General features: G+C 38.4%; 13 protein-coding genes and 2 pseudogenes. 6 read left to right on the top strand and 9 right to left on the bottom strand.

Translation table 11 applies throughout. From position 1 onward, the window contains the following. Positions 1–17: 17 nt before the first annotated feature. Positions 18–758 carry a hypothetical protein gene (locus SLP02_RS21375; RefSeq protein WP_319422737.1) on the bottom strand — a complete coding sequence of 247 codons (741 nt, stop codon included), beginning with the start codon at positions 756–758 and terminating at the stop codon, positions 18–20. 775 nt (positions 759–1,533) lie between these two features. Between SLP02_RS21375 and SLP02_RS21370 the strand changes: the two genes are divergently transcribed. After that, positions 1,534–2,309, top strand: a protein-coding gene (locus SLP02_RS21370) for an IS1 family transposase (protein WP_319422736.1) whose coding sequence is annotated in 2 segments (ribosomal slippage) — positions 1,534–1,834 and positions 1,834–2,309 — 777 coding nt in all. Because the reading frame shifts where the segments join, the coding sequence is not laid out codon by codon here. A gap of 407 nt (positions 2,310–2,716) precedes the next feature. On the opposite strand, the gene SLP02_RS21365 is transcribed toward SLP02_RS21370, so the two are convergent. From SLP02_RS21365 to SLP02_RS21355, 3 genes are all read right to left on the bottom strand, one after another. Then, complete coding sequence (locus SLP02_RS21365; protein WP_319422735.1) at positions 2,717–3,220, bottom strand: hypothetical protein; 504 nt, start codon at positions 3,218–3,220, stop codon at positions 2,717–2,719. Between the two features lie 152 nt (positions 3,221–3,372). Continuing rightward, entirely contained in the window at positions 3,373–4,122 is a 750-nt protein-coding gene (locus SLP02_RS21360; protein WP_319422734.1) for a LemA family protein, read from the bottom strand. Positions 4,123–4,192: 70 nt separating this feature from the next. Further along, positions 4,193–5,287 (bottom strand): TPM domain-containing protein, encoded by a 1,095-nt coding sequence (locus SLP02_RS21355; protein ID WP_319422733.1) that lies wholly within the window; start codon positions 5,285–5,287, stop codon positions 4,193–4,195. 241 nt (positions 5,288–5,528) lie between these two features. Here SLP02_RS21355 and SLP02_RS21350 point away from each other — a divergent pair, with 241 nt between their 5' ends. After that, positions 5,529–5,738 carry a hypothetical protein gene (locus tag SLP02_RS21350; protein WP_319422732.1) on the top strand — a complete coding sequence of 70 codons (210 nt, stop codon included), beginning with the start codon at positions 5,529–5,531 and terminating at the stop codon, positions 5,736–5,738. 238 nt (positions 5,739–5,976) lie between these two features. On the opposite strand, the gene SLP02_RS21345 is transcribed toward SLP02_RS21350, so the two are convergent. The 4 genes from SLP02_RS21345 to SLP02_RS21330 all read right to left on the bottom strand — a co-directional run bounded on the left by SLP02_RS21345 (position 5,977) and on the right by SLP02_RS21330 (position 9,410). Beyond that, complete coding sequence (locus SLP02_RS21345; RefSeq protein ID WP_319422731.1) at positions 5,977–6,207, bottom strand: ABC transporter substrate-binding protein; 231 nt, start codon at positions 6,205–6,207, stop codon at positions 5,977–5,979. Between the two features lie 17 nt (positions 6,208–6,224). Beyond that, positions 6,225–6,839: a hypothetical protein gene (locus SLP02_RS21340; protein WP_319422730.1), complete on the bottom strand. Its 615-nt coding sequence runs from the start codon at positions 6,837–6,839 to the stop codon at positions 6,225–6,227. Between the two features lie 209 nt (positions 6,840–7,048). After that, positions 7,049–8,029, bottom strand: coding sequence for a hypothetical protein (locus SLP02_RS21335; RefSeq protein WP_319422729.1), 981 nt, complete (start codon positions 8,027–8,029; stop codon positions 7,049–7,051). Continuing rightward, positions 7,974–9,410: a M15 family metallopeptidase gene (locus SLP02_RS21330; protein ID WP_319422728.1), complete on the bottom strand. Its 1,437-nt coding sequence runs from the start codon at positions 9,408–9,410 to the stop codon at positions 7,974–7,976. The genes SLP02_RS21335 and SLP02_RS21330 overlap by 56 nt, the downstream gene beginning before the upstream one ends. A 482-nt stretch (positions 9,411–9,892) precedes the next feature. Here SLP02_RS21330 and SLP02_RS21325 point away from each other — a divergent pair. The 3 genes and pseudogenes from SLP02_RS21325 (at position 9,893) to SLP02_RS21315 (ending at position 15,617) form a co-directional block, all read left to right on the top strand. Further along, a pseudogene (locus SLP02_RS21325) lies at positions 9,893–12,757 on the top strand (tetratricopeptide repeat protein). 1,106 nt (positions 12,758–13,863) lie between these two features. Further along, positions 13,864–15,030, top strand: a complete 1,167-nt coding sequence (locus SLP02_RS21320; protein WP_319422726.1) for a trypsin-like peptidase domain-containing protein — start codon at positions 13,864–13,866, stop codon at positions 15,028–15,030. Positions 15,031–15,074: 44 nt separating this feature from the next. Further along, positions 15,075–15,617, top strand: a complete 543-nt coding sequence (locus tag SLP02_RS21315) for a COP23 domain-containing protein (RefSeq protein ID WP_319422725.1) — start codon at positions 15,075–15,077, stop codon at positions 15,615–15,617. A 53-nt stretch (positions 15,618–15,670) separates the two neighbouring features. Here SLP02_RS21315 and SLP02_RS26840 read toward each other — a convergent pair. Then, a pseudogene (locus SLP02_RS26840) lies at positions 15,671–16,037 on the bottom strand (endonuclease domain-containing protein). A gap of 207 nt (positions 16,038–16,244) precedes the next feature. On the opposite strand from SLP02_RS26840, the gene SLP02_RS21300 reads away from it, so the two are divergent. Further along, positions 16,245–20,426: a serine protease gene (locus tag SLP02_RS21300; protein WP_319422722.1), complete on the top strand. Its 4,182-nt coding sequence runs from the start codon at positions 16,245–16,247 to the stop codon at positions 20,424–20,426. The last annotated feature ends 4 nt before the right edge of the window (positions 20,427–20,430 follow it).

Genomic DNA, 20,430 nt, shown 5'->3' with positions numbered 1-20,430 from the left:
ATTGACTGACAAAACTTTCAAGAAATATTGTAGGAATAAGTTAAAACTTTGAACTCCAACTGATCTGCTCGTTTTTGATATTGCGATCGTGATGCCATTGCAGGTGAGGGATCTTGATTACTAGAGAAAGTCACGCAATGAAGTAAATTCCAACCATTAATGAGTGCAGCTTTGACCCAATCCCAACCAATCCTAAAATAGCTATTACCACGAAACCAATGAGTATCAACCCATCTTCGTTTGCCAATACGAACTACCTCAACACCTTGGGCACTAACGTAGAGAGTAGCCACAGATAAGATAAACCACAAACGGGACAAAGCGCATACATCTCGAATCATCGAGCGTTGAACATTCCAACCACCAGATTGGTCATCTAAAAAATTCGCTTCGATATCAAAACGTAATCCATATTCAGCAAAGGTTTGTAGAGTAGTTTTTTCATTACTGACAATTGCCCATAGTTCGCCGTTAACGTTGTTGCGACCAAGAATCACATGAACTTTGCCAGAAAATTCACCTTTGTGAATCTGTACGTTGTGTAAGCAAATTGCCTCTGCTAAATGAAAGTGAAAGTTTTTAGGTTGACCAGGGCTTCGCCCTACACGATGCGAAGCATCGAAGTCGTCCGAAGGACGGACGATCTGGGCGATAGCCCTGTGGCGCGAAGTGTGAGGTGAACGCTCTCTGCGTTCCGACGTCTCCTTCCGGGAACGGCGACGGACAGAGAGTCCGTGTATGAAGTAAAACAGCTGCATGAAGTATGAAGTATGAGGTATGAAGTATGAAGTAAAACAGCTACTTCTTCCTTCGTATGAGGTACAAAAAATCTTTCTTCCTTCTTCCTTCAAACTTCTTCCTTCAAACTTCGTAAACAGCTACTTCCTCCTACATGCGGACAAGTCCTTTGTTCCACTATAGTTGCAAGCCCCGTCGTTCACGATCGTTGCAAGCCCCGTCGTTCACGATCGCTCTTAGTTTGGTAGAGGTACCAGGGCTTCGCCCTACACGATGCGAAGCATCGAAGTCGTCCGAAGGACGGACGATCTGGGCGATAGCCCTGTGTATGAGGTATGAAGGCGCGAAGTATGAGGTGTGAGGTATGAGCTACAAAAAATCCTTCCCGAATTCCTCCTACATTCCTTCTTCCTTCAAACTTCAAACTTCGTCCGAAGGACTTCGTATGAGGTACAAGCCCTCGAACAAACTTGAAACTTCGCGCCTTCATACTTCTGTCTTCAAACTTCTATTGACTCATCCATTGATTCAAGGCATTGTAGAGACGGGAGTTTTGATTCACAGTATTCTGAAATTATGAGTGGTATCTAATCTCAGAGTGCTGACTCCCCTTGCTTTGTGTCAATCCCTCAACTCTTTACTGAATCTCTATTCTCAGGTTTTTCTCTTCATCTTTTGTCAGTCAACCAGCTATTGAATAGCTAATGACATTATTTTGTTAAGATGACAAGTAATTTGTTAGGTAGTCCTAAACAGGTAAGGATATAAAATAAATAAGCAGATTATTTAGTTTATATGTCAGCAACTGTATTGCCTTCATGTCCATCATGTGATTCAAATCGAATTGTCAAAAACGGTCGCATCCACAACGGTAAACAAAACTATAAGTGCCGAAGTTGTAGGAGACAATTTGTACAAGATCCACAAAATAAAATTATCAGTCAACAGACCAAAGATTTAGTTGACAAGTTGTTGCTAGAGAAAATACCTTTAGCTGGTATCGCTAGAGTTACCGAAGTTTCAGAACCGTGGCTTCAAAGTTACGTTAACACTAAATATGAATCAATTTCGCAACAAGTTCAAGTGAGAACTAAAAAAAAGGCAAATTGACAATTCAATGTGATGAAATGTGGTCATTTGTAACTAAGAAAGCTAATAAACAATGGATTTGGCTAGCTTTAGATGCCAAAACTAGAGAAATCGTCGGTGTTTATATTGGCGATCGCAGTCGTCATGGAGCAAAAAAGCTCTGGCAGTCTTTGCCACCAGTCTATCGACAATGCGCCGTTTGTTATAGTGATTTCTGGGAAGCATATGAACAGGTAATTCCCTCGAAACGCCATCGAGCAGTAGGAAAAGCGGATGCGACCCCGCGTCGACGCAAGGCGCAAGGGAATGCGCACCAAGAAGAAACAGGAAAAACTAACTACATTGAGAGATTTAATTGCACTCTACGTCAAAGAGTTTCTCGATTAGTTAGGAAAACTCTTTCATTTTCTAAAAAGATAGAAAATCATGTTGGTGCTATTTGGAATTTTGTTCATCACTATAATGCGTCCTTACCTGTTTAGGACTACCATTTGTTAATGTACATAAAGGCTAAAAGCAACCATTAGCAATAAAAGTCTATCTCGTGTTCCTACTATTTCAATAAATTTTAGCGTCTGACCTTGAGCAGTTAGAAAAACGAGTTAATAAACATCAAGCCTCAGTTCAATCTCGATTGAAACAATTATCAGGTCAAACATTTACGTTTGCGATCGCATTTATTCTGACTTTTCAGACATCCTCTAAAGATCCATCCTACTTTCAAGTGGATTTTTTAATGTTTTATATCTGTTCATCTAATTAGTTTTGCTGATATAAAATAAATTAGCAATCTTACAAATGAGCGAAGTCACATACTCTGGTTTCTCAATCCTTGTGGTTGCCAATTATAGATATATTTTTCTTTGTAACACTACCCAATTTCTTAAGTTTATTTTTGATGAAGTATCGGTCCAAACTGGATCATTGATTTAGTTGTCTGATATTTCTGACCATTTATAACAAGCGAGTTTGTATGTTTAAAAAACTTTTTTAAAGCAAAAATTTGCTTGGTAGATAAAATTATGGTTTCTGAAGTATCCAAAACAATTCCCCCAAAAGTAAATTTAATTTCCCAATTATTTTGCCCTCGATGAAAATAACCAATGCCGATTGCCAAGCTATTCGAAGGTATCGTCTCTGAAGAATTAATCGCTAAAATTTTTGAGAGATCTTGCAGTTCATCTCTGGCTATAATGATTTTTTCAGGCAGTTCTTGTTGCAGGAGATCGCCTAAGATAATTTTCCCATCAACAAGTGTAATTGAGTCATAATTATTAGTGATCTGAGCTATTGTTTCTTTTTTGTTTATAGGAATTTGAGTGGCTGAGAGAGAAAAATCGGAGCTAGCTAATAAAACTATAAAAACTAGTAGAAGTGGATAATATTGTTTCATTTTAAGTTTGCCCAAAAATTACCCTAATTTACTTTGCGATCGCTTTTTATGTCTCCTTATTGCTAAGTAATTGTGCTGCTTTTTGGTAATCAGCAATAGCAGCTTGACAGTTTTTTAACCGCAAGTGATAAACGTAATATAAAATGATTTTTTCATCTTTTTAACTGATAAATAGACATTGGCTTAAACCCAAAATTTTTAGCGAATAAAAGATTAGGAAATTGCTGAATTTTCTGGTTATAAGCACTTGTTGCCTGGTTATAACGCATTCTTTCAGTGGCAATACGGTTTTCAGTGCCTGCTATTTCGTACTGAAGATTGATAAATAGCTGGCTTTTTTGTAAATGAGAGTCAGTAATAGCATAATTTTGAAAATTAGTAATTGCCCGATTAACTAAGGTTAATGCTTGCAATTTTTCTTCTGGAGTTTTGGCTTGTAAATATCCTTGACGAGATTTATTTAGAAAATCGATAATTTCTTTTTCTTGAGCATAACTTTGAGTAATCTGAACCAGCTTGGGAATGAGATCGGCACGTCGTTGTAATTGATTTTCGACTTGCGCCCAAGCTGCTAAAGGCTCAGAAATTGCTAGATTAAGACTATTGTAGATATAAATTGTACCGAATGCGATCGCGATTAAAAAACACCCACCGACTTTTAAAAAGATTTGACGCTTTTGCTTAATTCTTTCTTGCTGCTCTAATTTTTGCTGACGTTGTGCTTGAACTTTCAGGACGGCTAATTCGATCAATTCTGGCGGAATTTGAACTTCTGCACTTGCCTGAGTCAGTTCTGATAAAGTATATCCTTGATTTTGTTCGGCATAGTATCGAGAAGCTAAAGTGAGAACTTCTGAAGCAATATCTTCAGGAATGCGAATCTCTGAATCTGAATATTTCATCTTTATAATAATCTGAGTTGGATATCAACAATTAATCACATCGTTAATTTAGCGACTATCACCGCCAAGATTAATAACTAGCGCCACCACTACTACTGCCACTACTAGCGCCATCACTACTACTGCCACTACTAGCGCCACCACTACTACTGCCACTACTAATATCGCCAGCGCTGGTGCCACCACTAATACCGCTACGACTACTATTACTACTTGAAGAAGAAGATAAATGAGCAATAGACTCCACAGAAATAGATGGATCAGAAGTATAGATAAATATAATAGGTTGTTGACTACAGCTAGAATATTTCCAACTTTCTAATTTAATACTGCCAATTTCTTGAGCAATCTTTTCTGATTCACTTAATAAATTTTGTATTTCAGTGTCTTCAACTTTCTGCATCTTTTGTTTACACTTGGCACAGAAAATAGGAAGATGATTATCATCTTTTTCGATACGTTTTCTTGTTTCATTTGGTTCAATGAATAGTTTACGCGAACGATGTATAAAATAAAAGAGAAGACCTAATAATATCGGTAGCATCATCAATATAATTGGGAACGTAAATGGGAAGCTGCTAAATTTCAATTCTGGTTCTTCTGGGTTAACTTTTGTTACGGCTGATTGTCGATCTGCCGAAGTTTTTACGGTAGCGATTAACTTTTTAGTTCCTGCCAGAGTTCCTTCATTAAAATGGTTTTGCTTAAACTTAGGGATAATTTGCGTGTCGATAATATTGCCGACTTTAGCATCAGGCAATATTTCTTCCATCCCATACCCCGTTTCGATTTCCGCTAGGCGATCGCTAGTTGAGATTAAAAACAATATGCCATTGTCGCGATCGGCTTTGCCAATTTTCCAATAATTGAATAATTTAGTCGCAAATTCCTTTGGGGATGCACTTGGAGATGTTTCGGGAACGGTAACTACAGCAATCTCTGTACCATCGTCACTTTCCAATTGAGAAATCATTTGATTGAGTTGGTTTTCTGTGCGATCGCTGAGAATATCTGCCATATCTGTTACCCAACCATTATCAGTCTTTCTAGGATTGGGTACTTCCTCAACTGTTAAAGCATGGCTAGGCGATGGAGCAAACATAACCAGCCAACCAACTATACCAATGCCGATGTTTTGTTTGATTTTCAAAATAGCGTTTGCCATTTCTATTACTCCTTGCATTTACTTGATTTGCTGAAGACAAATTCAGAATAATAAAAAGCTCGATCTAATTTCCATCCCCAAAAAAGTGGAAAACTTTACCTCTATTTAGCTTTAAAAATGGAAGCAAGTGGAACAAAAAAAATTAACTGTATTAGATCTGCCTAATTGGCTGAAAAGAAAAGTACAATTGCATACAGTATACAGTTTAGTTTTAAATAGGTAGAGTAAAATAAAGTTGACTATGAGCAGAAGTGGCAAAAGCTCTCTCAAGCAAGACAATATAGCGCAGGGCGATCGCATTAATGATGGGCGAAAACAATTGAGAGCATCAATCATTTTTGCCCACCTTCAACCAGGACAAACTCAAGTTTTATCAGGCAAAAAACTTGTTTGGGGTCGTTTGGTTTATGTTTCTGCTTTGCGTTTAGATGATGTAGTTAATACAAGTTGAAAATAGAAGTGAATCAAGTTGAAAATAACTAGAAAAATCCAGCATCAATCTGCAAAAATCCCCCTAATTTTCATCGCTCGAGATAATTAGGATGGTTTTTCTTGCTCGTTATTTTGTAGTCTTTACATAATACAAAGACCCAAGAGCCTAAATGAGAAATTTAACAGCAAAATTCAATCTGATTACGAAAAAATTGGGTTTAATGGAACTCAATTTTCCAAGATAGTGATAATTATTATCATAATGAGAATTGCTGCTGTACTGCATTATCGGCATTAAAATTAGGAGCGGTAACATCTAATTCGGCAGCGATTTCGCCCCCTTTGCTTAAGAGACTGGTACTAAAAGCATCTTTGAGGGATTTACTGTACTTACTCTGGGAATTATAAAAGATAGCTGCTTTTTGCTTATTTAGTTTTTCTAAGAAATATTGAGCCAAAGAAGTTCCTGCATAAAGATCGCTTGGCACAGTACGAAAGATATAGTCTAATCTCCCGCATTAGCAAGAGATACAGAGGCGCTAATCGCAGAATTAGCCATCTTCACCAATGTTGTCACTTTACCTGCTTTAATACCAACGGTATAGCGAACTGAATTTTGTTCCCAGGTCAACGTAGCATCAGAACAGTTAGCACCACAAGTGGCATCAGTAAAATAGCCAGTAATCCCATTAGCCAGAGCTACAGCCTCGCCTGTAAGAACAGACGATTTGGGCGCGATCGCTTCTGCTGAAGTGCTGCCTAAGCGACAGACACTTGCCCCATTGCAGTCTTCTGTAAAAGCAAGCTGAATTTCGTATTTAGATACATTTGCGGTTTCTAAAATTGCATATATGGTCAGGGAACCGTCTGACTCAGGAATGTAGGCAGGTAAGCGGATAGGAAGCTCTGTTTGCGCTTTGAGTTTTGGCAGAAGTTGGCTAAAAATTGCCTGGGGCTGAGACTGGCTTGGCTCAGTTTTAGCCAACGTAGAGGTTAGAGTAGAGCTAGGAGAACTTGGCAAGGAAGAGGCTCGTGACAAATCCTCAACTGGAGTCATTTGGCAGGCTGATAATAGACCCACGAGCCAAAAAAACTTGAGAAAGTAGTTGATAGTAGACATCTTTGCTCCGCCTGAATTTATAGATCGTCGTGTAGCCTCCCCCTTCGTTTTCTAGACAAAAAGATTTGTTATCGTAGACCAAAAATGAAACTGAAAAGTTGCGATTAAAGACATTAAACTGTACTCTTAAAACTGGTGAATGCCCCAGTATCTATCCTCTAGAAGTGAGTACTGAGGCAGTTGCCAAAATGATCGTGAGTAAGCTGTGCCTACGTTGTCAAAACCTCATAGTATCTTTCTGCATCATCGGCAATATCTTGAGCTATAGCTGGATCGATACCATTGACGATTTGTCTGGCGTTGTAAAAATCTCGATTTTCTCCATTGATGTATTCACTCAATGTTTTGCCAGTAAAATTACCATCTCGCATTCCTTCAACCAAGATTCTGGCAGCATTGTCAGGAACGGTAGCTAGCTCTGGATTGCCCACCAGATCGACACCCAGTTTCTCTGACCAGTCAGTGTAGTTATTCCTGCCAGTGATTTGTACATACCCTCTGCCCTTGAACAGAGGTCCATCTCCAGGCTGAGTATTTCCTAAATCTATTTTTCCCTCATAATCCTCACCGCTAGCGAATTCTTCCATATTTTCCCCTAGACCCGACTCATGGTCAGCGGTCGCCAGAATATAGGCAATTTGTCCAGGATCGGTAACTTCACTTTCTTGAGCTTCACTCAAGATTAGGGGAACAGAGGTTTCAGCAGATGCCCGAATTCCATCCTCGACAGCAGGAGAGTTAATAATTTCGGTGGCATCATACGGCATAGGCAAGGGAATGGGAATGGGAATGGGTTCAGTACCAGGTGGTGGTTCTGGTGGGGACTGAGAAGTACCATTGCCATATAGTTGTTCCTTGACCAAAGAGCCATCCCCGTTGATATCCATGAGAATTTGACCACCTCGTCGCACAGCGATGTTATCCGTATTATTGTTATTCCAGTCACCAACTAAATACTCGTCTTCAGCATTACCATTGCCATATAGTTTTTCCTCGACCAAAGAGCCATCCCCGTTGATATCCATGAGTATTTGACCACCTCGTCGCACAGCGATGTTATCCGTACCATCGCCATTCCAGTCACCAACCAAATATTCGTCTTCAGATGGCGAGGCTGGCTCGACTGCCGTTTCTTCATCTCCACCGTTCGAGCAATTCTTTTGAAGCCTCAAAGTGCATCGGATCTTCATTAGTATCAAATCCAGCTCCCCAATAGAAACCCTCTTTTTCAAAATAGGGAGCTAACTCTACGAGTCCTCTGTCAGTTTTACCATCTGTTTCAAAGTCGGGATCGTCGCCAATATTGATATCGATGGCTGTTCCCCAAGAGTGATTTGATATAGTACCTGGTATAGGACCGGTATCTACACTATTTATCCGACGCAAGTTGTACATCCCAGAATATCCCAATTGCTCATAAAGCTCTGGATTATCTTCTTTGACCTGAGTAAAAATTCGTTCAAGAGCGTCAACCGCAGGCGTAAGTCCAGAAACTTCAAACGGACCTACATTTCGGGTTACGAGAAGCTCCTCAAGTTCTGGACTAACTTCTCCTGTTTCTGCATTACCTGGATCGCCAATAAGATCATACATAACTTCTGGTAACGGTGATGTTAGTCCTTGATTTATTTCTGAATCTGGCGGAATGGGAACGAGTTCAGTGTAATCAGTACCAGGTGTTGGTTCTAGTGATGAAGGTTCGGCTAGCTCGACACTAATCACTTCTCCATCAACACTAATCGTGGCACTGTCGTCTTCAGCTTGCAAATCGTCTAGTTCAGCCCCGCTAATCGTGTCACCTCGAACCAGTTGGGAAAAAATATCGCCTTCATCGCCAGGAGAATCAAAGAGGTTGAGTTCTCGATCGACATAATGACCCATTTCTTCTAGCAACACGCCCTCTACCACATCTAGACTATCGCTATTGTCGCTGAGGAATTCTTCAGAAACATAAATAGTTTCTTCGCCAAAAGCAGCATTGGCATTATTTAGCTCGTTAGCGGAGAGAATTTCAATCTTAGGCATAGTTTCACCGCTAGCCAAGTCCTCAATTACAGCCTTAGCTTCAGTTGAAGATACATCAAGCTCGAAGGCTTGGTTTAACTCGTTGAAAAAGTCTTCACCATTAGCAAATATTTCTAACTGATTTCTAGCTTCAAACACAGACGCTTCTAAAACAGCTTCGCTATCGGTGAAGACATCTCTTTTGGTTGAATCGGTTGAATCTGAATCTATAGCTTTATTGCCAGTAAATGGGTCGCCATGATTCCATTGATAAGCAGAATTGAAATTGCCAGTCAACGGGTCGCCATGATTCCACTGATAAGCAGAATTGGAATTGAAATTGCCAGTCAAGTCACTTTCGGGAAACTGCCATTGAAACTCCATTTCTTTAGTTCCATTGGTAGCTATTATTTCTTCCAACTCAGGGGTGCTAAAACTTCCTGATGACTGAAAATTGTCTTCTAGTTGTAAAGGGTTTGTTTCTATGAAATTACCATTTGGTTGCCAATTAGCTCCCGACGAATCTAGCTCGTTAAAGATCGCAAAATCCATATCTTCTGTCAGCATTGTTATTTCTCCTAACGGAATTACTTTTTAGTCAAAAGCTTTCTTTACAAAAGGTCAGCTATTATCGTTTTTACTTAGACGCTTAGGGAGGAGGTCAGAAGTAAACTTAAAAAGATTAGTAAAGTTATCATGCTTCGCATTAATTTCTCTCCCAGCTTTCAGATTTGATTACTTAATCCTATAAACTCAATCGATGGAAAATCAATCCCCGAAAAAGTAGAAAATTTTAATTAATGAAATGAAAAAGGTGGAAATAAATAGAAAAAAAGACAGTTTTTTCATGAATTATTCAGAACTACCGTATCTGTAAGCTAAATTATAATTAAGGTTAATTTTTTGATAAATTTAATTTTTTTAAGTCGAATTTGATATTATTTTGATAAGTAGCCAAATCAATATTTAGTAATTGAGATTAAATTTAATACAAAAAAACTATAAGTTGATTTTGAGAATTTTCTGCATACTGTATCAGTAGAAAGTAAATGAAAAAAGCTAGAAACATCACCTTAATTATCTGTAGTGGTAGCTTGTTACTGATTCCTACTGCTTGTAGCCACATTCAAACAACTAGCCATAATCAATCTGCTCAAGCTGCTGAAAAAGTATCGACAGAATCAATTCGACAAACCGCCTCGGCGATTACAGTAAAAGTTACCGCAGGTTCTAGTAGTGGTTCGGGGATTTTGGTAGCTAAGTCAGGACAAACTTATACCGTTGTTACTAACGCTCATGTAACTAGTCGCAATGATCGCTATCAAATTAAAACTGTTGATGGCAAGATACATCAAGCAACCCTGAAAAAAAATGAGCAGTCTGATAACCAGAATGATTTAGCCTTATTACAATTCCCAGCGACTGAACAATATACCCTGGCAACTTTGGGAAATACCCAACTAGTTACTCCCAATCAATCAGTATTTGCCTCTGGATTTACTGATGCCTCCGAACAACTGACTTTTAAATTAGGCAAAATTGAGCAGATTTCCCCAAAACCCCTAATGGGTGGTTATCAAATCGGTTTTACTAACTACACTAAACAAGGCATGAGTGGTGGTGCGTTACTTAATGACGAAGGAGAAGTCATCGGTATTTTGGGTATGGGTGCTGCTGCAATTCTCGATAATGCTTATCTTTATGCCGATGGTTCTCGTCCTGATGCACAGACGTTAGAACAACTACGAGCTAATAGTTTTGCTGTTCCAGTTACTCAGATTGCTTCTTCTATCGCCTCGAAGCAAAAGCAAGAAACTCAAGATAGAGCAGGCAGCAAAATTGCACCATCGAAGAAATATACAGGTTTACCAGGCAAGATTGATAGCATTGCCGAGAAAATCACTGTCAGAATTGACTCGAAAAATAACGGCAATGGTTCGGGGGTAATTATTGCTCATAATGGAGATACTTACTATGTTGTCACCGCAGGTCATGTAGTAGAAAACCAAGATGACTACACTATTGTTACTCCTGATGGACAGTCATATCCAGTTGCCAAGGCAACTATCAAAACTTTTGAGGGAATAGATTTAGCTGTTGTGCAGTTTCAGTCACAGCAAACTTACTCAGTGGCGACTTTAGGAAAATATGACATAAATGACGTGCAATGGGTTTTCGTTTCTGGATTTCCTGGTAAACAAGCAGAGACAAAAGTACAACCACCGCGTATATTGACTGCTGGGGCAGTCCAGCCAAAAAACCTGGCAAACTTTGCAGCAAAAGACTCTTATTCCCTAACCAATGGCTATGGCTTACTCTATACCAATCAATCATTTCCAGGCATGAGTGGTGGAGCAGTCTTGGATACTCAAGGTAGGGTAGTGGGGATTAATACTGGTGCAGAAGACGAAATAGTTGTTGGCAAAACAGGGGATGTGGCAGAGATTTCTTTGGGTTATAGTTTGGGAGTGCCAATTAATACTCTGGTAGGATTAGCCAACTCAGCCAAGATTAATTCTGGGTGGTTGCAGCAAGATAGTTCTCAACCTTCTAAGCTAACTGAGGCAGAAATTGCCTCGGTCGTAGAACAATTATTTGATTTTCCAGCACCTTCAAGTAATACCACTGAGGTAGATTGGCTCAACTATGGCAATCAATTATGGCGAGGGTTTCGATTCGATCGAGCTGTTGCTGCGTTTGAGCGAGCCGTTCAACTCAATCCTAATTCTTATCGCGCTTATTATGGCAAAGGTTTAGCTTTTTTCAATCAAAAGAAAGACCGACAAGCAAATGATGCTTTTGCGCAAGCAACTAAACTTGCTCCCGATTTTTATCCTGCTTGGCTTTGGTTGGGTCGTTCTTTTTCATATTTAAAACAATACTCACAAGCTTTAAATGCTTATGACCAAGCTATTCAACTTTCGCCTAAAGATTTTGTATCTTACACCAAACGAGGTGGGGTATTTATAGACTTAAAACGCTACCGAGAGGCGATCGCCGATTTCAACCAAGCTATTAAACTCGATCCTAATAATGCAGAAGCTTACAACAATCGAGGGAATGTTTATCTTAATTTAAAAGATTATCAGAGGGCGATCGCCGATTATAGCCAGGCTATTAAACTCGATCCTAATAATGCAGAAGCTTACAACAATCGAGGGAATGTTTATCTTAGTTTAAAAGATTATCAGAAGGCGATCGCTGATTAGGATCGAGCCCTTAAACTCGATCCTAATCTTGCACTAGCTTACAGCAATCGAGGTCTTGCTTACTCTAATTTAAAAGATTATCAGAGGGCGATCGCTGATCATAATCAAGCCCTTAAACTCGATCCTAATTTTGTAGAAGCTTACAGCAATCGAGGGAATGTTTATCTTAGTTTAAAAGATTATCAGAGGGCGATCGCTGATTACAATCAAGCCCTTAAACTCGATCCTAATTTTGTAAAAGCTTACTTCAATCGAGGTCTTGCTTACTATAATTTAAAAGATTATCAGGTAGCGATCGCCGATTTCAACCAAGCTATTAAACTCGATCCTAATTATGCAAACGCTTACAGCAATCGAGGGAATGTTTATCTTAGTTTAAAAGATTATCAGAGGGCGATCGCTGATTACAATCAAGCCCTTAAACTCGATCCTAATTTTGTAAAAGCTTACTTCAATCGAGGTCTTGCTTACTATAATTTAAAAAACTACCAATCAGCGATCGCTGATTATAGCCAAGCTATCAAACGCAATCCTAATTATGCAAACGCTTACTACAATAGAGCGTTTGCAGATGGATTATCAGGAGACACTCCATCTGCCATAGCCGATATACAAAAAGCTGCACAATTGTATCAACAACAGGGCAATACAGAAGGCTATCAAAGAACACAAGGGTTATTACAGCAAGTACAAGAGGTGAAATAAGCCACTCCTTTTTTTATTTGAAAAATATCAAGCTGCCATAGCTAATTTACAAAAAGCTGCATAACTATTTCAGCAACAGGGAAATACAGAGGAATATCAACAAGTTCAACAAGCATTAAAAGAGTTAAAAGAACTTTAATATTTATAATTTGTAGCCAATTAACTTCAGCATAAAAACTATCTTTTAGTCATATTTATAAAATATAGAATTTAAAAAAATGAACAACATGAATCGCGATCGTGAACATTTAAAGTTATTATCAATTTTTAACTATATATATGGAGGTCTATGTCTATCATTTTTATTGCCATCGCTATTTATTTTTTTTCCTTATATTCCTGATATTTTTAATTATGATATTTTAAGTTTAATATTACTAAGCTTGAGCATATTGAGCATGGGTATTAATTGCATTGGTCCGATCGCTTCGGGACGATTTTTAATAAAAAGAAAAAGATATTGGTTTAGTTTTGCTTTTGCTTGCGTTCAGTGTTTGATTTTTCCGCTTCTAACTGTATTAGGAGTTTTTACCATTATCGTTCTTTCCCGGGATTCGGTAAAAACTCTTTATGGGTTAGAGAATGTCTGAAAAGTTAAAATAATTGCGATCGCCCAACCACGATAACAGACTCGTAATGATAACAACAGGAATAATTATTTTCATTTAATAAAGTTCTGAAAAATTAAGTTCAGGATCAACAATAGTTGAATAGAAATAACTAGAACCAAAGTAAAAAATAATTAAAGCATAATCGCCAAGACAATTGATTTTCTACTTATTTCCATCTTTTTCCCTTAAATAACTGAAGCTTAGTTGAATGTTTCTACTTTTATAGGGATTGAAACTTGTAATAACTTTTTTTTATGATTATCTAACTATTCTTTAGTTTTAATTTAAAAAGAAAAGTTAAATATTTCAGTAAATTTACTTTTTTAAAGCTCAATTTGATATTATTTTATCGTCTAAGCAAATTAATGTTTAGCGAACCATAAGATTTTAGCACTGCATAATTGTTACAAGAACTGTGTATTTACGAATTTTAAATATTATTAGCTCGAAAAATATAAATATTACGACCTGTTGATAAATACCGAAGTTAATGATATGAAAAATAGATATTTGCTTTTGGTAATATGTTTAACTGCAATAAATCTGGGAGTTATTAAAACTGTTTGGGGTTCAGCAGTAGAAAAAAATAATTCTCAATCCACTCAGGTAGACAAGAGTAAATTTTCTAACTCTCTTGTTACTCAAAACTCAGAAGAAGCAACTAGAATTCAGGTTTATAAAGAGGCGAACCCTGCTGTAGTCGAGATTGTTTATGATGTCGAAGACGGACAGATTAGCGGTAGTGGATCGATTGTCGATCCCTCTGGATTAGTCCTAACCAACGCACACGTACTCAAACAAGCATCTTCAACTGTTGGGGTGATTTTAGCAGATGGACAAAAAGCTATAGCTGATGTGGTTGGCTTTGCCGATCGCGATTTGGATTTAGCAGCAATTAAAATACGCGATCGCGATAATTTACCGACTATTTCTATGGTTAATTCGGTAGAGGTAGGACAATCTGTCTATGCAATTGGTAGTCCCCAAGGATTGCAAAACACTTTTACCAGTGGCATTGTCAGTGCTGTCTATCCAGACAAAGGAATGATTCAACACGATGCAGCCATTAATCACGGTAATTCAGGAGGGCCACTGCTGAATTCTCAAGGAGAGATGGTCGGCGTGAATACAGCGATCGCCACTGCTGAAGTATTCGATCCTAATACGGGAGAGGTGATTGGTGAAAGTGATGGGTCAATCGGCATTAGTTTTGCCCTTGCCACTAATTTAGTCCAACCATTTTTAACGGCGATCGAGCAGGGAAATGTACCTGAGTCTGCTCAAAAGCCAGCGCAACCAAGGCAGAATGCACAAGTAAAACCCTTGCCTGCCGAAGCTCAAACATTAACCGCCACTCTCAAAGAAGGTGATGAGGTGCTGCCCAATAACAGCTATTTTCATCTTTACACTTTTGAGGGTCGAGCAGGGGAGAAAGTGGCGATTGAAATGGATAGTGAGCAAATCGATCCATCTTTAAGATTGATATCGCTGAGTAAACCCAAAAAACCGACCTTATTGGAGCAAAACGATGATATTTCACCCACTAACTTTAACGCTCAATTAAGTGCAACTTTACCCGAAGATGGCACTTATTTAATTATGGCGCACACCTTTGAACCAGGAGAATCGGGAGACTATACTCTCAAGCTTTCGCCTCAGTAAGCTCGAACAAGTTTCATTAACCATACATATAATCAAGAGGAAAAATGATGAACAATAAACTATTTTCTGTAATAGCTGTAAGTACTGGAATTGCTATCTCTGGAATAGGATTAAACAGCGAGTCAGCCAAAGCTCAAGAACAAGTTCAATTTGTCTGCGCTCAAAGCTTCGATCAGCAAACTAATCAAAAGCTACCCACCACTTTTGCCTGGACATCGAGAGGGAAAATAGCTGTGGTGCGATGGGAGACAAATGCCTTTAAAAATTTCTCTCCCCAAACAAGGTGTCAAAAAGTTTCCCCCAGATTTCAAGAAGCTTACGATAACGGCGGGATAAATTTTCTGACCAATGGTCGGATCAACCAACAGCCAGTAATTTGCATCGCTCGCGAGTCGGGTGGAGAATGCGATACGTTGCTCATGACCCTTAGACCAGACGATAACCCGATCACTGTTCTAACACAACTACAGGAAGTACTTAATGGTCGTCAGGTGGGAGCGGTACGTCACAGTTCTAATGTTCCGCAATTGTATTATCAGGTTGATTTTGAGAATTTTCTGCGTACTGCACCTGTAGAGAGTAAATAGATATTTATCAAAAAGCTGTTTTTCGTCGATACTAGTCTCCTTTGTTAGGGGGGTCAGGCGATCGCTTTAATCTGCTGACAGACTGACTCAAAAGGATCGATTACTTGCTCGTTAGTAAACCTAATAACTTTTAATCCGTATCCTTCTAAAACTTGTGTTCTTTCCGAATCGTAGAGTTTTCTCTCTGTAAAATGGCGATCGCCATCAACCTCAATAACCAATTTTAAAGCAGCGCAGTAAAAGTCAACAATGAAATGGTCGATTGGTCGTTGTCGCAGCACCCTAAACTTAAATGTCCTTAGACACTCCTGCCATAATTTTTTCTCGGCCAGGAGTAGGGTTACGTCGAAGTTCTTTTGCTCTTGCTACCAACAGGGGGTTATAGGGAAGGTAAAAATCGCTGGTATTGAGATTGGACATTAGTTATTTTTAGTCTTCGTTCTAGGTTCGATCCCCCCTATACCCCCTTAAAAAGGTGGTAACTGGAGCGTAAATGGCGATTGCTCGGAAGTAAATCAAACAAAAAATTAACACAGCAACTCTCCTCTGCCAAGGGAGGAACTAACTCAAAAAGTCCCCCTTTTTAAGGGGGATTTAGGGGGATCATTACTCAATCAGCCAAAAATTATGAAAAAATCATTTTGCATCGCCTTAATCACTTGCAGTAGCTTATTACTCATCCCTACTGCCTGTAAACAAAGTCAAACAACTAATTATAACCAGTCTGCTGTAGTTGCTAAAAAGGTATCAAAGGAATCAATTCAACAAACCGCCTCAGCGATTACAGTAAAAGTTATGGTTAGAAAATATAATGACAACCTTGATGAAGCTAATTCTAGTAGTGGTTCAGGGGTTTTAATTGCTCAATCAGGAAACATCTATACTGTTGTGACTAATGCTCATGTCATTGGTGATGATAATGGCTCTTATCAAATTCAAACCTTTGATGGTAAAAAACACGACGCAATTCTAAAAAATATTAAGAGCGATCGATCTGGTCAAAAAGACTTAACCTTATTGCAATTTCAAGCAACTGAAAAATATACCCCCGCCAGTTTGGAAGATAACAAACAAGTTACTCCCAATCAAGCAGTATTTACCTCTGGATTTGCTGATGGTGAATATGAGTTAACTTTTAATTCAGGCAAGATTGGGCAGGTTAGCCAAAAACCTTTAGTGGGTGGTTATCAAATTGGTTTTACCAACTCTACTAAACAAGGTATGAGTGGTGGTGCATTATTGAATGACGAAGGAAAAGTTATTGGCGTTTTGGGGTTAGGTGCTGCTGCAATTCTCGATGGTGCTTATCTCTATGCCGATGGTTCTCATCCTGATGCACAGATGCTAGAGAAATTAAGAGAAAATAGTTTTGCTGTTCCTATTGCCAGTTTAACCGCACGGAATGATTTATCCACCACATTAGCAACCACCAAACCTAATCAGTCAACTAAATATCAAGGTATGGTAGGGAAAATAGATAGTATTGCCGAGAAAATCAGCGTAAAAATAAATTCCAAAAATAACGGTAATGGTTCGGGGGTAATTGTTGCCCATGAGGGAGATACTTACTATGTTGTCACCGCAGGTCATGTAGTGACTAATAAAGATGATTATACTGTTGTTACGTCCGATGGACAGTCATATTCCATCGCCAAGGCAACTATCAAAACTTCTCAAGGAGTAGATTTAGCAATCGTAAAGTTTACTAGCCAAGAAAGCTACTCCACTGCAACTATTGCAGACTACATCAATAATCCAGATTTTAGAACGTCGCTATCTGATAGTTTTATTTTTGTCTCAGGATTTCCAGGCAATCAAAGAGAAAAAAACCTAACTGGGGGTCAGATTTCTGAGACTGGAAACCAGGCAGCAGAAATGACCAAAGATTCTTTTTCTCTAACTAATGGCAATGGATTGCTGTATACAAATCTCTCTTTACCAGGGATGAGTGGCGGTGCAGTCTTAGATAGTCAAGGTCGTTTAATAGGAATCAATACTGGCGCAGAAAATGAATATGTAGAAGAAAAACCAGGTCAATATGCAGAGGTTGCTTTAGGTTATAGCTTGGGAATACCGAGCAAGAAGTTGTTAAATTTAGCCAAATTGACTGATATTTCCTCAACAGCTTTAAAAGAAGATAACTCCATACCTTTAAAACTAACGGATCTAGAAAAAAAATCGATTAAAGAGCAATTATTTAATTTCAAAGTTCCAGGAAAAAATGCCACCGAAACAGATTGGCTCAACTACGGTAATCAATTGTGGCGGGCTTCTGAAGGTGAAAAAGCAGCTAAAAAAGCAGTGGCAGCTTTTGACCGTGCGATCGCTATTAACCCCCAAGAATATCGTGCTTATTACGGTAAAGCTTCAGCCTTAAGTAGTCAACAAGCAATTGATGCTTTAAAACAAGCAACTAAGTTAAATCCTGACTTTTATGCAGCCTGGCAGCAATTAGCTTTTAAATTAAGTTACTATGGTGAGTCATCACAAGCACTCGCTGCCTATAACCGCGCCATTCAACTCGAACCTAAAGTTTTTACCAACTATGTTAGACGTGGTGAGATTTTGCAACGTTTAAAACGTTACCAAGAGGCGATCGCATCCTATAATCAGTCGCTCGAACTCCAGCCTACTTCAGAAGCATATGAAAATAGAGGCAACATTAACTTTGGGTTGGAAAACTATCAATCTGCTATTGCCGATTATAACCGAGCTAAGAAGCTCAATCCTGAAGGTAAAAGTCATTATATCAATAATATAGGTATTGCTTACAATCAACTAAAAGATTACAAATCTGCCGTTGCCATTCTTAGTAGAGCTATTAAACAGTCTGATTCTTCTCAAGATTGGATAACAACTAGCCAGCTTTATGATAATAGAGGCGATGCTTACAGTGAGCTAAAAAATTATCAAGCTGCACTAGCCGACTACAATCAAGCTATTAAATTAGATACTTATACTCCAGATCCAGAAACTTATCTCAATCGTGCTTTGATTTACTACCATTTAAAAAATGTTCAAAAAGGCGATCGCGATCTAGAAAAGGGCATACAAATATTAAAACAAGAGTTAACTCCTAATGATGAGCCAAAGCTACGAGATCTAGCGAAGATTTTCAAAGATGCAGGAAAACCAGAAGCCGAGCGAAAAATACAAAGACTAATCCCTTACATAAAAGCTAGTAATCCTATTGCTCAAGGCACTAAATTGGTAGAATCAAAAAAATATCGAGAAGCAGTTAAGCTTTACACCAAAGCTATTGCGATCGATCCTCAGTTACGAGTAGCTTATACTGCTCGTGCTGCTTGTTACTACAATTTAAAAGAGTATCAATTAGCTTTAAAAGATCTTAATAAAGCAATTGAAATTAATCCTAAATATGCCAGTGCATATGCTTATCGTAGCTCTACTTACATAAAGTTAAAAGACGATCGACAAGCACTAAGCGACTCTAACCAAGCTATTAGTCTCAATCCCAAACTAGCATTAGCTTATTTGACTCGTGGTAAAGCTTACTATCTTTTAAACCAGCAACAAAAAGCAAAAAACAATTGGCAGAAATCGGCAGAACTCTATTATGAACATCATGAACCTGGAACTGAACAAGGAGCCAGTTTAGAAGCCAAGCTCAAAAAACTAGAGCAAGAAGCTCAACAGGCTCAACAGGAAAATAATTTAGAATCTTATCAGGCAACGAAGGCAGCATTAAAGCAATTCCAATTAGTTTACTACACGGAGCAAGGTGGAAATTTACTATATGATAGTGAAATAAGACTTACAGGTAAACAAAAAGCCGTAGAATTTTTTACTAAAGCTATTGCTCTTAACGATAAATACGTCGAGGCTTATTTAGGACGTGCTAGAGCTTATAAAGATCTCAAGAATTATCCAAAAGCGATCGCTGACTTCAATAAAGCAAGTGAAATTAATCACAACATTTGGAGTTATGCGGATCTTGCCGATCTTTATATAGATTTAAAAGATTACAAATCCGCGCTCTCGACTTATACCAAAGCTATTGCCATTTATCCCGATTCTGATATTCGTATTAGGCGTGCTGGCATATATTTATTTCAATTAAAAGATTACAAATCCGCGATCGCTGACTACACTAAAACCAGTGAAAATCGTCCTGAATCGCCAGATAGTCACTTAGGTCGGGGTCAAGCGTATTTTTCTTTAAAGAACTATAAGTCAGCCATAGCTGATTTTACCAAGGCTATCCAACTCTTTCCTGAATATACAGAGGCTTATTGGCACCGTAGTATTGTTTATAACACTCTTCAAGATTATCAATCAGCAACTAAAGACCTCACTAAAGCTCTTGATATCTGCAATGCAGATAAAAACAATTTCTGTGCAAAGTTTCCACCTAGCTATGTACAGCTTTATCTAGATCGTAGTGTGAATTACTTTAGTTTAGAACAATATTCTCAAGCCCTTGTCGATCTTAATAAGGTTATTTCAATTGAGCCTAAAAATGTTAATGCTTATTTAGTGCGTGGTTCAACTTACTCTTCTTTGGAACAATATTCTCAAGCACTTGTCGATCTCAATAAAGCTATTTCACTTGAGCCTAAAAATGCTGATGCTTATTTAGTGCGTGCAAAAGTTTACTATTCTTTGAAAGATAAGCAACAAGCTATAGAAAATTGGAAAACCGTAGCCAAACTTCATAAACAACAAGGAGACTTGCCAATTGCCATCCAAGACTCACAAAAAGATGCTCAACTATATCAGCAACAAGGCAAAGTAAAAGATTACCAAAGAGTTCAACAAGCTATAGAAGTATTTAAGCAATTTCAATAAACTG

It is taken from the genome of Pleurocapsa sp. FMAR1 (genome assembly GCF_963665995.1).
In the GTDB taxonomy this organism is placed as follows: Bacteria; Cyanobacteriota; Cyanobacteriia; order Cyanobacteriales; family Xenococcaceae; genus Waterburya.
This window is presented reverse-complemented; position numbering and strand designations above follow the sequence as displayed.

Bases quoted from the DNA above. Each gene is read 5' to 3' on its own strand.
- SLP02_RS21330 (WP_319422728.1), bottom strand. From the start codon at position 9,410: ATGCTGACAGAAGATATGGATTTTGCGATCTTTAACGAGCTAGATTCG.
- SLP02_RS21350 (WP_319422732.1), top strand. From the start codon at position 5,529: ATGAGCAGAAGTGGCAAAAGCTCTCTCAAGCAAGACAATATAGCGCAG.
- SLP02_RS21340 (WP_319422730.1), bottom strand. From the start codon at position 6,839: ATGTCTACTATCAACTACTTTCTCAAGTTTTTTTGGCTCGTGGGTCTA.
- SLP02_RS21315 (WP_319422725.1), top strand. From the start codon at position 15,075: ATGATGAACAATAAACTATTTTCTGTAATAGCTGTAAGTACTGGAATT.
- SLP02_RS21375 (WP_319422737.1), bottom strand. From the start codon at position 758: ATGCAGCTGTTTTACTTCATACACGGACTCTCTGTCCGTCGCCGTTCC.
- SLP02_RS21360 (WP_319422734.1), bottom strand. From the start codon at position 4,122: ATGAAATATTCAGATTCAGAGATTCGCATTCCTGAAGATATTGCTTCA.
- SLP02_RS21300 (WP_319422722.1), top strand. From the start codon at position 16,245: ATGAAAAAATCATTTTGCATCGCCTTAATCACTTGCAGTAGCTTATTA.
- SLP02_RS21355 (WP_319422733.1), bottom strand. From the start codon at position 5,287: ATGGCAAACGCTATTTTGAAAATCAAACAAAACATCGGCATTGGTATA.
- SLP02_RS21320 (WP_319422726.1), top strand. From the start codon at position 13,864: ATGAAAAATAGATATTTGCTTTTGGTAATATGTTTAACTGCAATAAAT.
- SLP02_RS21335 (WP_319422729.1), bottom strand. From the start codon at position 8,029: ATGAAGATCCGATGCACTTTGAGGCTTCAAAAGAATTGCTCGAACGGT.
- SLP02_RS21365 (WP_319422735.1), bottom strand. From the start codon at position 3,220: ATGAAACAATATTATCCACTTCTACTAGTTTTTATAGTTTTATTAGCT.